This window comes from Enterobacter mori (genome assembly GCF_025244905.1).
In the GTDB taxonomy this organism is placed as follows: Bacteria; Pseudomonadota; Gammaproteobacteria; order Enterobacterales; family Enterobacteriaceae; genus Enterobacter; species Enterobacter mori_A.
This window is the reverse complement of the sequence record NZ_CP104285.1, coordinates 3812229-3825256: the sequence shown is the minus strand read 5'-3', so window position 1 is coordinate 3825256 and position 13028 is coordinate 3812229. Positions and strand designations below refer to the sequence as shown.

The 13028-nt window shown below is 58.2% G+C and carries 11 protein-coding genes and 1 other RNA gene; 9 read left to right on the top strand and 3 right to left on the bottom strand.

All coding sequences use genetic code 11. The features are described 5' to 3' along the window. Positions 1 to 261: 261 nt before the first annotated feature. Positions 262 to 1494 (top strand): phosphoglycerate dehydrogenase, encoded by a 1233-nt coding sequence (gene serA / locus N2K86_RS18015; protein ID WP_260659515.1) that lies wholly within the window; start codon positions 262 to 264, stop codon positions 1492 to 1494. A 154-nt stretch (positions 1495 to 1648) separates the two neighbouring features. Here serA and N2K86_RS18010 read toward each other — a convergent pair whose 3' ends face one another. The 3 genes from N2K86_RS18010 to zapA all read right to left on the bottom strand — a co-directional run bounded on the left by N2K86_RS18010 (position 1649) and on the right by zapA (position 2824). Further along, entirely contained in the window at positions 1649 to 2245 is a 597-nt protein-coding gene (locus N2K86_RS18010) for a 5-formyltetrahydrofolate cyclo-ligase (protein WP_260659514.1), read from the bottom strand. 24 nt (positions 2246 to 2269) lie between these two features. After that, positions 2270 to 2453, bottom strand: a non-coding RNA gene (ssrS, locus tag N2K86_RS18005) — 6S RNA. Between the two features lie 41 nt (positions 2454 to 2494). Then, positions 2495 to 2824 carry a cell division protein ZapA gene (gene zapA / locus N2K86_RS18000; RefSeq protein ID WP_006811891.1) on the bottom strand — a complete coding sequence of 110 codons (330 nt, stop codon included), beginning with the start codon at positions 2822 to 2824 and terminating at the stop codon, positions 2495 to 2497. Positions 2825 to 2991: 167 nt separating this feature from the next. Between zapA and N2K86_RS17995 the strand changes: the two genes are divergently transcribed. From N2K86_RS17995 to N2K86_RS17960, 8 genes are all read left to right on the top strand, one after another. Beyond that, positions 2992 to 3570, top strand: coding sequence for a YecA/YgfB family protein (locus N2K86_RS17995; protein ID WP_211446507.1), 579 nt, complete (start codon positions 2992 to 2994; stop codon positions 3568 to 3570). A gap of 31 nt (positions 3571 to 3601) precedes the next feature. Continuing rightward, positions 3602 to 4915 carry a Xaa-Pro aminopeptidase gene (pepP, locus tag N2K86_RS17990; RefSeq protein WP_260661717.1) on the top strand — a complete coding sequence of 438 codons (1314 nt, stop codon included), beginning with the start codon at positions 3602 to 3604 and terminating at the stop codon, positions 4913 to 4915. Beyond that, positions 4912 to 6090, top strand: coding sequence for a 2-octaprenyl-6-methoxyphenyl hydroxylase (gene ubiH, locus N2K86_RS17985; RefSeq protein WP_260659513.1), 1179 nt, complete (start codon positions 4912 to 4914; stop codon positions 6088 to 6090). Before pepP ends, ubiH begins: the two co-directional genes overlap by 4 nt. Positions 6091 to 6102: 12 nt before the next feature. Further along, positions 6103 to 7305, top strand: coding sequence for an FAD-dependent 2-octaprenylphenol hydroxylase (ubiI, locus tag N2K86_RS17980; RefSeq protein WP_260659512.1), 1203 nt, complete (start codon positions 6103 to 6105; stop codon positions 7303 to 7305). Positions 7306 to 7702: 397 nt separating this feature from the next. Next, positions 7703 to 8797: a glycine cleavage system aminomethyltransferase GcvT gene (gene gcvT / locus N2K86_RS17975; protein ID WP_260659511.1), complete on the top strand. Its 1095-nt coding sequence runs from the start codon at positions 7703 to 7705 to the stop codon at positions 8795 to 8797. A gap of 23 nt (positions 8798 to 8820) precedes the next feature. Next, a complete protein-coding gene (gcvH, locus tag N2K86_RS17970; protein WP_006178383.1) occupies positions 8821 to 9210 on the top strand; it encodes a glycine cleavage system protein GcvH in 390 nt (129 codons plus the stop codon). Between the two features lie 127 nt (positions 9211 to 9337). Then, positions 9338 to 12211: an aminomethyl-transferring glycine dehydrogenase gene (gcvP, locus tag N2K86_RS17965; RefSeq protein ID WP_260659510.1), complete on the top strand. Its 2874-nt coding sequence runs from the start codon at positions 9338 to 9340 to the stop codon at positions 12209 to 12211. A 70-nt stretch (positions 12212 to 12281) separates the two neighbouring features. Continuing rightward, positions 12282 to 13025 carry an SDR family oxidoreductase gene (locus tag N2K86_RS17960; protein WP_260659509.1) on the top strand — a complete coding sequence of 248 codons (744 nt, stop codon included), beginning with the start codon at positions 12282 to 12284 and terminating at the stop codon, positions 13023 to 13025. Positions 13026 to 13028: the final 3 nt, after the last annotated feature.

The following is a 13028-nucleotide window of genomic DNA, read 5'->3' as shown; positions in this document are numbered from 1 at the left end:
TGGGGGGAGTCCTCCCCCCGCTAAAAAATTTTTGAAAAGCTAAATTCGGTGACTTGTATCACGTTTTTTAACCTCTTTTGCCGATCCTGCCACGTTTGTAAATTTCCATAGCATTTTCCTCTGACATTTTGCCCTTGATGACTTTTCTTCAGAGTGCCGACGCAAACGTTCATATTGCTGCAATAGTTTTTTTTGATATGTTGGCTACAGCGGATTCATATCCAGCACAACATCAGTTCAGACAAAAACAGGGTCGGGTAAATGGCAAAGGTATCACTGGAGAAAGACAAGATTAAATTCCTGCTGGTCGAGGGCGTGCATCAAAAAGCAATCGATAGCCTTCGTGCGGCAGGTTACACCAACATCGAATTTCACAAAGGCGCGCTCGACACCGAAGAGCTGAAAGCGTCCATCCGTGATGCCCACTTCATTGGCCTGCGATCCCGAACTCACCTGACTGAAGACGTTATTTCTGCGGCGGAAAAGCTGGTGGCTATCGGCTGCTTCTGCATCGGTACCAACCAGGTTGACCTGAATGCTGCTGCCAAACGCGGTATTCCCGTGTTTAACGCCCCGTTCTCCAACACCCGTTCCGTGGCGGAGCTGGTGATTGGCGAACTGCTGCTGCTGCTGCGCGGCATTCCTGAAGCGAACGCCAAGGCGCACCGCGGCGTGTGGAACAAACTGGCGTCTGGCTCCTATGAAGCGCGTGGTAAAAAGCTGGGGATTATCGGCTACGGTCACATTGGTACGCAGCTCGGTATTCTGGCGGAATCCCTGGGTATGCATGTGTTTTTCTACGATATCGAAAGCAAGCTGCCGCTGGGTAATGCTACCCAGGTTCAACACCTGTCTGACCTGCTGAACATGAGCGACGTGGTGAGCCTGCACGTGCCGGAAAATGCGTCAACCAAAAACATGATGGGGGCGGAAGAGCTGGCGCTGATGAAGCCAGGCTCACTGCTGATCAACGCCGCGCGCGGCACCGTAGTGGATATTCCGGCACTGGCGGATGCGCTGAAGCGTAAGCATCTGGCGGGCGCGGCCATTGACGTGTTCCCGACGGAGCCAGCCACCAACAGCGATCCGTTTACCTCTCCGCTGTGCGAGTTCGACAACGTGATCCTGACGCCACACATCGGCGGCTCTACTCAGGAAGCGCAGGAGAACATCGGTCTGGAAGTGGCGGGTAAACTGAGCAAATACTCCGACAACGGTTCTACGCTCTCTGCCGTGAACTTCCCGGAAGTGTCTCTGCCGCTGCACGGTGGTCGTCGTCTGCTGCACATCCACGAAAACCGTCCAGGCGTGCTGACCGCCATTAACCAGATTTTTGCCGAGCAGGGTGTCAACATTGCCGCACAGTATCTGCAGACGAACTCGCAGATGGGCTATGTGGTTATCGATATCGAAGCGGATGACGATGTAGCCGAGAAAGCGCTGCAGAGCATGAAGGCTATTCAGGGGACGATTCGCGCGCGCCTGTTGTACTGATGGTGCGGTCTGTGGTGTCTGGTGGCGGCTACGCCTTACCCGACCTACAACGGTCGTGCGGTCTGTGTGTCGGGTGGCGCTTACGCTTACCCGACCTACAAAGTTCCAGGGTTTATGTAGGCCGGGTAAGGCGTAGCCGCCACCCGGCTTTGTTCTACCAGAGCCACGTTTTACTGGGCGTAACCACCGCCGGCAGCGGAATATCCCATTTTTCTACAGGTAAAGCTTCTACAGCCTGGCAATCATGCGCATACCCCACCGGCTGCAACCCGTACTGCTGCCAGTTTTGCAGCGTCCTGTCATAAAAACCGCCGCCCATCCCTAAACGCTGGCCCTGTTCATCAAACGCCACCAGCGGCGTGATCAGCACGTCCAGCTCAGAGAGCGGCAGCACGTCGCGGACGTCGAGTTTCGGCTCGGTGATTTTCAGGCGATTCACCACCAGCTCGCTGTGTGGGTGGTAGTGCAGAAATAGCAGATTACCGTCGCTAAACGGATGCAGAACCGGCAGATACACCTTCTTCCCGGCGCGCCAGAGCTGTTCTATCAGCGGTTGGGTATCCAGCTCACCATCAAACGACAGAAACAGCGCAACGGTGTGCGCCATCACGACAGGGGGATACGCCATCATACGGGCGGCGGCCTGCTGGGCAAAATGCGCTTGCTGATCGGAGGTTAACGCACGGCGGCGCTGACGAATTAACTGACGGATATCCTGGCGTGAAGCAGAAACTTCAGGGAATTGAGTCATGGTAGTCGGTAGAAGAAAAGAGAGGGAATCTCCGAGATGCCGCCGCAGGCTGTAACCCTTGAACCCTTGGTTCAAGGTGAATGTGTCGTCATAGTTTTAAGGCTTCTCGGACGGACCGAGCATGCTCACCAACCATGGAGCGCCACATTCTTGTGGTATGAAATATCGGCTCAGGGGACTGGCCCGCTTGCGAACATCTCAGAGAAATTTTGTCTTCACAGTTACTCTACCATAGTCAACTGAGAAGTGTTATTCAAACTTGGGTCCCGGTCTTTCGGGATTGCGACCTTGATCAAGCAATGCCTGTTCTATGGTCTGCTGGAGCATTTTAATGCGTTGCTCCATGCTTGCCGCGTAGTCGCGGGTCTTCGCTTTTTCCTGAGTCAGTTCATAGCTGATGTTCAACGCGGCGATAAAAACCAGCTGCTCAGTATTTGTGACTCTAGTGCGTTCTTTTAGATCTTGCAACCGCTGATTCAAATCGTCCGCAGCCTGATTCAAAGCATCCCTTTGTTCAGGTGGACAATTCACTCGCAGTGAACGGCCAAAAATCTGGAGATCGACGGGTTGTGCAGACATGCCACCTTCCTGCTGATTGACTGCGCTACCTTCGCTTACTGCCCCGGGGGCTGCGAAGGGGCGACACTATAGCTACCCTGATGTGAAGATACAAGCCCTTTTCTGGTATCACCAGGGTCCAAAGTGGTAGCATATCATGAATATCCCCCCAATGATGACGAATGCGCATGTCTATACAGAACGAAATGCCTGGTTACAAGGATTTAAACCAGTTACTGAACCAGCAGGGAGTGGGTTTAACCCCTGCCGAAATGCACGGTCTGATCAGTGGCATGCTGTGCGGCGGAAACAGCGACAGCTCCTGGCAGCCGCTGATCCACGACCTCACGAACGAAGGGCTGGCGTTTGGTCACGAACTGGCAGAAGCGCTGCGTAAAATGCACGCGACGACCAGCGATTCGCTGGAAGACGATGGCTTCCTTTTTCAGCTTTATCTGCCTGAAGGGGACGACGTCAGCGTCTTCGATCGCGCTGATGCGCTCGCGGGTTGGGTAAACCATTATCTGCTGGGCCTGGGCGTGTCTCAGCCGAAGCTCGATAAAGTGACCGGCGAAGCGGGTGAAGCGATCGACGATCTGCGTAATATTGCACAGCTCGGCTACGATGAGGACGAAGACCAGGAAGAGCTGGAAATGTCTCTCGAAGAGATCATCGAGTACGTGCGCGTGGCGGCGCTGCTGTGCCACGACACCTTTACGCGTTCACAGCCGACCGCGCCGGAAGTCCGCAAGCCAACCTTACATTAAGAAAAATAACGCACAGGAGGGTGTCATGGTTATCTCGAATCAAGAGTATTTGCGCCGTCGTCAGGCGCTGTTAGCCAGCATGCAGCCGGGAAGCGCTGCCCTGATTTTTGCCGCGCCCGAAGTGACGCGCAGTGCCGACAGCGAATACCCCTATCGCCAGAACAGCGATTTCTGGTACTTCACCGGGTTTAACGAACCGGAAGCGGTACTGGTGCTGATCAAGAGCAATGACACCCACAACCACAGCGTGATTTTCAATCGCGTGCGCGATCTGACCGCCGAAATCTGGTTTGGTCGCCGCTTAGGGCAAGAGGCCGCCCCGGCGACGCTGGGCGTTGACCGCGCGCTCGCGTTTAGCGAAATCAACCAGCAGCTCTATCAACTGCTGAATGGCCTCGACGTGCTCTACCACGCGCAGGGCGAATATGCGTATGCGGATGAGATTGTCTTCACCGCGCTGGATAAGCTGCGTAAAGGTTCGCGCCAGAACCTGTCTGCCCCCGCCACGCTTACGGACTGGCGCCCGGTCGTGCATGAGATGCGCCTGTTTAAGTCTGAGGAAGAGCTCAACGTACTGCGTCGCGCGGGCGAAATCAGCGCCCTGGCCCACACTCGCGCCATGGAAAAGTGCCGTCCCGGCATGTTCGAATACCAGCTTGAGGGCGAAATTCATCACGAATTTAACCGCCACGGCGCGCGTTATCCTTCCTACAACACCATTGTTGGCGGAGGGGAAAACGGCTGCATTCTGCACTACACCGAAAATGAAAGCGCGCTGCGCGACGGCGATCTGGTGCTGATTGACGCGGGTTGCGAATATCAGGGCTACGCGGGGGACATCACCCGTACCTTCCCGGTGAACGGTAAATTCTCACCGGCCCAGCGCGCCATTTATGACATCGTCCTGGAGTCGCTTGAAACAGCGCTCAGGCTGTATCGCCCCGGAACCTCCATGCAGGAAGTGACCGGTGAAGTGGTGCGCATCATGATTACCGGTCTGGTCAGGCTCGGGATCCTGAAAGGGGATGTCGACACCCTGATTGCTGAAAATGCGCATCGACCGTATTTCATGCATGGGCTGAGCCACTGGCTGGGGCTGGATGTACACGATGTTGGCGCGTACGGCACGGACCGTTCGCGCGTGCTGGAGCCGGGCATGGTGTTAACCGTTGAGCCGGGGCTGTACATCGCGCCGGACGCCGACGTGCCGGAACAATACCGCGGGATCGGCATTCGTATCGAAGACGACATCGTGATCACCGAGAACGGCAATGAAAACCTGACCGCAACCGTCGTGAAGAGCGCCGATGATATTGAGGCGCTGATGGCAGCGGCACGCGCATGAGCGTGATCATCGTGGGCGGCGGGATGACCGGCGCCACGCTGGCGTTAGCCATTTCGCATCTGACGAAAGGCCAGCTCCCGGTCCATCTCGTGGAAGCCGTTGCGCCGCAGGCGACGAACCACCCCGGTTTTGATTCCCGCGCCATTGCCCTGGCGCAGGGTACCTGCCAGCAGCTATCCCGCATTGGCATCTGGCAGGCGATCGCCGATTGCGCCACGGCAATTAACACCGTGCACGTGAGCGATCGCGGCCATGCCGGGTTTGTGACGCTGGATGCCCATGACTACCGTATCGACGCGCTGGGTCAGGTCGTTGAGCTCCACGACGTCGGCCTGCGCCTGTTCCGTCTGTTGCAGGATGCGCCGGGCGTCACGCTACACTGTCCGGCGCGCGTCGCCACTTTTAGCCGCAGCGAAGACGCGGTGAGCGTAGCGCTCGATAATGGCACCGTTCTCGACGGTCAGCTTCTGGTGGCGGCGGACGGCTCGCGTTCGGCGCTCGGCACGCAGTGCGGCGTGGAGTGGCGGCAGCAGCCTTACGGGCAGGTCGCGGTCATTGCGAACGTCGCGACCGCAGCAGAACACAACGGCCGGGCGTTTGAGCGCTTCACGCAGCACGGCCCGCTGGCAATGCTGCCGATGTCGGACGGGCGCTGTTCGCTGGTCTGGTGCCACCCGCAGGATAAAGCCGAAGAGGTGAAGGCCTGGTCAGACGAACGTTTTTGTACCGAGCTGCAGAAAGCCTTTGGCTGGCGACTCGGGCGTATTACCCATGCGGGGAAACGTGCGGTCTATCCGCTGTCGTTAACCACCGCATCGCAGTCCGTTTCTCACCGCGTGGCGCTGGTCGGCAACGCCGCGCAGACATTACATCCGATTGCCGGACAAGGGTTTAACCTTGGGCTGCGGGATGTGATGAGCCTGGCCGAGTCGCTGGCGCTGGCATGGGGTGAGCAAAAAGATTGTGGCGCTTATTCGGTGCTAAGCCATTACCAGAAGCGACGCCAGGCCGATAAAGAGGCGACAATCGGCGTTACCGATGGTTTAGTACACCTGTTCGCCAATCGCTGGGCGCCGCTGGTTGCGGGTCGCAACCTCGGGCTGATGGCGATGGAACTGTTCATTCCGGCACGCGACGTGCTGGCGCAGCGGACCCTGGGTTGGGTCGCGCGTTAAGGAGTTATCATCGTGCAAAATGTTGATGTCGCCATTGTTGGCGGCGGTATGGTCGGGCTGGCGCTGGCCTGCGGTTTACAGGGCAGCGGCCTTCGCGTGGCCGTGCTGGAGCAAAACGCGCCGCAGCCCGTCGCGCAGGATGCTCCGCCGGAACTCCGCGTCTCGGCGATCAATGCCGCCAGCGAGAAATTGCTGACGCACCTTGGCGTCTGGGCAGATATTGTGGCGCAGCGCGCCAGTTGCTATCACGGCATGGAAGTGTGGGATAAAGACAGCTTTGGTCATATAGCCTTTGATGATGAAAGCATGGGCTATAGCCATCTTGGTCACATCATCGAAAATGCGGTGATCCACCACGCGCTGTGGCAGAAAGCACAGCAGTGCAGCGACGTGACGCTGGTTGCACCTGCGCAGATCCAGCAGGTGGCATGGGGGGAAAACGAGGCGTTTATCACCCTGCAAAGCGGCGATATGCTGACCGCGCGTCTGGTGGTCGGTGCCGATGGTGCCAACTCCTGGCTGCGGAATAAAGCCGATATCCCGCTGACCTTCTGGGATTACCGCCATCATGCGATGGTGGCAACGATCCGTACCGAAGAGCCGCACGGCGGCGTGGCGCGGCAGATTTTCCACAACGACGGCATTCTGGCGTTCCTGCCGCTTGCCGATCCGCACCTGTGCTCGATTGTCTGGTCTCTGGTACCGGAAAAAGCGCAGCTGATGCAGGAGGCGACGCCGGATGCCTTTAACCAGGCGCTGTGCATGGCGTTTGATAACCGCCTTGGCTTGTGCACCCTTGAAAGCGAGCGTCAGGTGTTCCCGTTAACCGGCCGTTACGCGCGTCAGTTTGCGGCGCACCGTCTGGCGCTGGTGGGCGATGCGGCCCATACCATTCATCCGCTGGCCGGGCAGGGCGTCAACCTTGGCTTTATGGACGCGGCGGAGCTGGTTGAGGAGTTGCGTCGTCTGCATCGCGAAGGGAAAGATATCGGTCAGCATCTCTACCTGCGTCGCTATGAGCGCAGCCGCAAGCACAGTGCGGCGATGATGCTGGCGGGGATGCAGGGCTTCCGCGAGCTGTTTGCCGGGGCAAATCCGGCGAAAAAACTGCTGCGCGATATCGGTCTTAAACTGGCCGATACGCTTCCTGGCGTCAAACCTCAACTTCTCCGCCAGGCGATGGGTCTTAACGACCTCCCTGACTGGCTGCGCTAACTTAGATCCCCGTCACACTTTATTTTCCCGGCTTCTGCGCCGGGGAAATTCCCTCGTTTGAAATAATCTAATTCCACGTCATTTTTCGCATTAGATTAACTAATGTCGTGTTTTTCCCGATGCGGAAAATCGGCCCGTTTTTCCGCACGAAATATCACCATGTGCTAAATCCTGTTAGATCATTGTTAATTTTGTGCGGGGTTAATCGCATTTTTCCAGTGAATAACTCTGTAGGCTTTCCAGCGTTTTTTGGTCATAAGCTAATGTGATGACCCGTTTTACCTTATGGTTAACCGCCGGTTTCGGTGGTAAGTTCAGGTAAAAGAGAACGTTTGCGTCGGCATTCGGGAACGAGGCCGATACCGGGTTTCACGGTGAATTTTTCAACGAGGACAAGATGGCTCAACAGACTCCTTTGTACGAACAACACGTGTTATGCGGCGCCCGCATGGTGGACTTCCATGGCTGGATGATGCCGCTGCACTACGGCTCGCAGATTGATGAGCACCACGCGGTGCGCACCGATGCCGGTATGTTCGACGTGTCCCACATGACGATTGTCGATCTGCGCGGTAGCCGCACCCGGGAGTTCTTGCGTTATCTGCTGGCAAACGACGTCGCTAAACTGAAGACGCCGGGCAAAGCGCTCTATACCGGCATGCTGAATGCCTCGGGCGGCGTGATTGATGACCTTATCGTCTATTACTTCACTGAAGATTTCTTCCGCCTCGTTGTAAACTCCGCCACCCGCGAAAAAGACCTCTCCTGGATCACCCAACACGCCGAACCTTATGCCATCGACATCACCGTCCGTGACGATCTGTCGCTGATCGCCGTGCAGGGGCCGAACGCGCAGGCGAAAGCCGCGTCTCTGTTTACCGACGAGCAGCGCAAAGCAACCGAAGGCATGAAACCGTTCTTCGGCGTGCAGGCGGGCGATCTGTTTATCGCCACCACCGGCTACACCGGTGAAGCAGGCTACGAAATTGCGATGCCAAACGAGAAGGCCGCTGATTTCTGGCGTGCGCTGGTGGAAGCGGGCGTGAAGCCTGCGGGTCTGGGTGCGCGCGATACGCTGCGTCTTGAAGCGGGGATGAACCTCTACGGTCAGGAGATGGACGAAAGCGTCTCTCCGTTGGCCGCCAACATGGGCTGGACCATCGCATGGGAACCGGCTGATCGCGACTTTATTGGCCGTGAGGCGCTGGAAATGCAGCGCGAGAAGGGCACTGAGCAGCTGGTTGGCCTGGTGATGACGGAAAAAGGCGTGCTGCGCGGCGAACTGCCGGTACGCTTCACCGATGCCGACGGCAATCATCGCGAAGGCGTGATCACCAGCGGGTCCTTCTCCCCGACGCTGGGCTACAGTATTGCACTGGCACGCGTGCCGGCGGGCATTGGCGAAACGGCGGTGGTGCAAATCCGCAACCGCGAAATGCCGGTCAACGTGACCAAACCGATTTTTGTTCGCGCCGGTAAGCCGGTCGCCTAATCATTTTTATCAGGAGAACTTCAATGAGCAATGTGCCAGCAGAACTGAAATACAGCAAAGAACACGAGTGGCTGCGCAAAGAGGCGGACGGCACTTACACCGTAGGGATCACCGAGCACGCGCAAGAGCTGCTGGGCGACATGGTGTTTGTTGACCTGCCTGACGTGGGCACGACCGTTAGCGCGGGCGACGACTGTGCCGTGGCGGAGTCCGTAAAAGCGGCTTCTGATATTTACGCCCCTGTGAGCGGCGAAATCGTTGCCGTCAACGACGCGCTGAGCGATTCGCCAGAGCTGGTGAACAGCGAGCCGTATGAAGGCGGCTGGATCTTCAAGATCAAAGCCAGCGATGAAGCGCAGGTTGCCGCGCTGCTGGATGCGACCGCATACGAAGCACTACTGGAAGACGAATAACGTTGTGCCGGATGGCGCTGCGCTTATCCGGCCTACAGGTCAACGTAGGCCCGGTAAGCGTTAGCGCCACCGGGCAACAGCGTTACAGATAACTACGATTCACTGCACGTTTCAGGAACCATCGCTCATGACACAGACTTTAAGCCAGCTTGAAAACCGTGGCGCCTTCATTGAACGTCACATTGGGCCGGATGCTCAGCAACAGCAGGAGATGCTGAAGACAGTTGGCGCGGATTCATTAAACGCACTGATCGGCCAGATTGTGCCAAAAGACATCCAGCTTGCCACGCCGCCTCAGGTGGGGGAAGCCACCACGGAATTCGCCGCGCTGGCGGAGCTGAAGGCTATCGCAGGCCTCAACAAGCGCTATAAGTCTTACATTGGCATGGGCTACACCAACGTGCAGTTGCCGCCGGTTATCCTGCGCAATATGCTGGAAAACCCGGGCTGGTACACCGCTTACACTCCGTATCAGCCAGAAGTGTCTCAGGGCCGTCTGGAAGCGCTGCTGAACTTCCAGCAGGTGACGCTGGATCTGACCGGGATGGACATCGCCTCCGCTTCGCTGCTGGATGAAGCGACCGCCGCCGCCGAAGCGATGGCGATGGCGAAGCGCGTGAGCAAGCTGAAAAATGCCAACCGCTTCTTCGTGGCGGCGGACGTGCATCCGCAGACGCTGGATGTGGTGCGCACCCGTGCGGAAACCTTCGGCTTTGACGTGATCGTCGATGACGCAGACAAAGTGCTGGATCATCAGGACGTCTTTGGCGTGCTGCTGCAGCAGGTAGGCACCACCGGCGAAGTACACGACTACGGCGCGCTGATTGCCGAGCTGAAGTCCCGCAAGGTGATCGTTAGCGTTGCCGCCGATTTTATGGCGCTGGTGCTGCTGACGGCGCCGGGCAAACAGGGCGCGGATATCGTGTTCGGCTCTGCGCAACGCTTCGGCGTGCCGATGGGCTACGGCGGCCCGCACGCAGCGTTCTTCGGCGCGAAAGATGAATTCAAACGTTCCATGCCAGGCCGTATTATCGGCGTCTCAAAAGATGCTGCCGGTAACACCGCGCTGCGCATGGCGATGCAGACTCGCGAGCAGCACATCCGCCGCGAGAAAGCGAACTCCAACATCTGTACCTCGCAGGTTCTGCTGGCAAACATCGCCAGCCTGTACGCCGTGTTCCACGGACCAGCTGGCCTGAAGCGTATTGCCAGCCGCATTCACCGACTGGCCGATATTCTGGCCTGCGGTCTGCAGCAGAAAGGCCTCAAGCTGCGCCACGCGCACTACTTCGACACCCTGTGCGTGGACGTGGCGGACAAAGCGGCCGTGCTGGCGCGTGCGGATGCAGCAGAAATCAACCTGCGCAGCGACATTCATAACGCCGTCGGCATTACGCTGGATGAAAGCACCACCCGTGACGATATCCTGAACCTGTTCAGCGTGTTGCTGGGCGACGCGCACGGTCTGGACGTTGATACGCTCGACAAAGAGGTCGCGCTCGACAGCCGCTCCATTCAGGAAAGCATGCTGCGTAACGATGCGATCCTGACGCACCCGGTCTTTAATCGCTACCACAGCGAAACCGAGATGATGCGCTATATGCACTCTCTGGAGCGCAAGGATTTGGCGCTGAACCAGGCGATGATCCCGCTGGGCTCCTGCACCATGAAGCTGAACGCCGCGGCAGAGATGATCCCGATTACCTGGCCTGAGTTCTCCGAGCTGCACCCGTTCTGCCCGCCAGAACAGGCGGAAGGTTATCACATGATGATCAACCAGCTTTCCGACTGGCTGGTGAAGCTGACCGGTTACGACGCGCTCTGCATGCAGCCGAACTCCGGCGCGCAGGGTGAATACGCGGGCCTGCTGGCGATCCGTCACTATCACGAAAGCCGTAACGAAGGCCACCGCGATATCTGCCTGATCCCAAGCTCCGCCCACGGTACCAACCCGGCCTCTGCCCAGATGGCGGGCATGGAAGTGGTGGTGGTGGCGTGTGATAAGAACGGCAACATCGATCTGGCCGACCTGCGCGCGAAAGCCGAGCAGGCGGGCGACAAGCTCTCCTGCATTATGGTGACCTACCCGTCCACCCACGGCGTGTACGAAGAGACCATCCGTGAAGTGTGCGAAGTGGTGCACCAGTTTGGCGGTCAGGTATACCTCGACGGCGCGAACATGAACGCTCAGGTGGGCATTACCTCTCCGGGCTTTATCGGCGCGGACGTGTCGCACCTGAACCTGCACAAAACCTTCTGCATCCCGCACGGCGGTGGCGGCCCAGGTATGGGCCCAATCGGCGTGAAAGCGCACCTGGCACCGTTTGTTCCAGGCCACAGCGTGGTGCAGATTGAAGGCATGCTGACCCGTCAGGGAGCGGTCTCGGCGGCACCGTTCGGTAGCGCCTCTATCCTGCCAATCAGCTGGATGTACATCCGCATGATGGGCGCGGAAGGGCTGAAACAGGCGAGCCAGGTGGCGATCCTCAACGCCAACTATATTGCGACTCGCCTGAAGTCTGCCTTCCCGGTGCTCTATACCGGCCGCGACGGTCGCGTGGCGCACGAGTGCATCCTCGATATCCGTCCGCTGAAAGAGCAGAGCGGTATTAGCGAACTGGATATCGCCAAGCGTCTGATCGACTACGGCTTCCACGCGCCAACCATGTCGTTCCCGGTTGCGGGTACGCTGATGGTGGAGCCAACGGAATCTGAAAGTAAAGCCGAGCTGGACCGCTTTATCGATGCGATGCTGGCCATCCGCATGGAGATCGACCGCGTGCAGGACGGCGAATGGACGCTGGAAGATAACCCGCTGGTTAACGCCCCGCACACCCAGCACGAGATGGTCGCAGAGTGGAACCACGGTTATTCCCGCGAGCTGGCGGTCTTCCCGGCAGGCGTGGCAAACAAATACTGGCCGACCGTGAAGCGTCTCGATGACGTCTACGGCGACCGTAACCTGTTCTGCTCCTGCGTGCCGATGAGCGAATACCAGTAATATTGCTGATGGAGTAACGTAGGCCGGGTAAGGCGAAGCCGCCACCCGGCTTTTTTATTGGGAGAAGCGAATGGCAATTGCACTCGTCACCGGCGCGAGCCGGGGCATTGGTAAAGCCACTGCACTGCAGCTGGCACGCGAAGGCTACACCGTGGCGGTGAATTTTCACCATAACATCAAGGCCGCGACGGACGTGATCAATCAGATTGTTGAGGCTGGTGGTAAAGCGTTTGCCGTGCGCGCGGATATCAGCGATGAAGCGCAGGTTATGGCGATGTTTGACAGTATCGATCGTGAAGGCGAGCCGCTAACGGCGCTGGTGAACAACGCGGGTATTCTGTTCGAGCAGTCGACCATTGAAAGTCTTTCAGCCGAGCGCATCAACCGCGTGCTGGCCACCAACGTCACGGGCTATTTTCTCTGCTGTCGCGAGGCGGTAAAGCGTATGTCGCACAAACATGGTGGTAAAGGAGGCGCGATAGTGAACGTCTCTTCCGCAGCCTCCCGCCTGGGCGCGCCGGGGGAATATGTGGATTACGCTGCCTCCAAAGGGGCGGTGGACTCGCTGACGACGGGATTATCGCTGGAGGTGGCAGCGCAGGGTATTCGCGTCAACTGCGTACGCCCAGGGCTGATCTATACCGATATCCACGCCTCCGGCGGCGAGCCGGGACGTGTGGATCGGGTGAAATCCATGCTGCCCATGCAGCGCGGCGGCCAGCCAGAGGAAGTCGCTCAGGCCATTACCTGGCTGCTGAGCGACAAAGCCTCCTACGTGACCGGCAGCTTCCTGGGGCTGGCGGGCGGAAAGTAACGG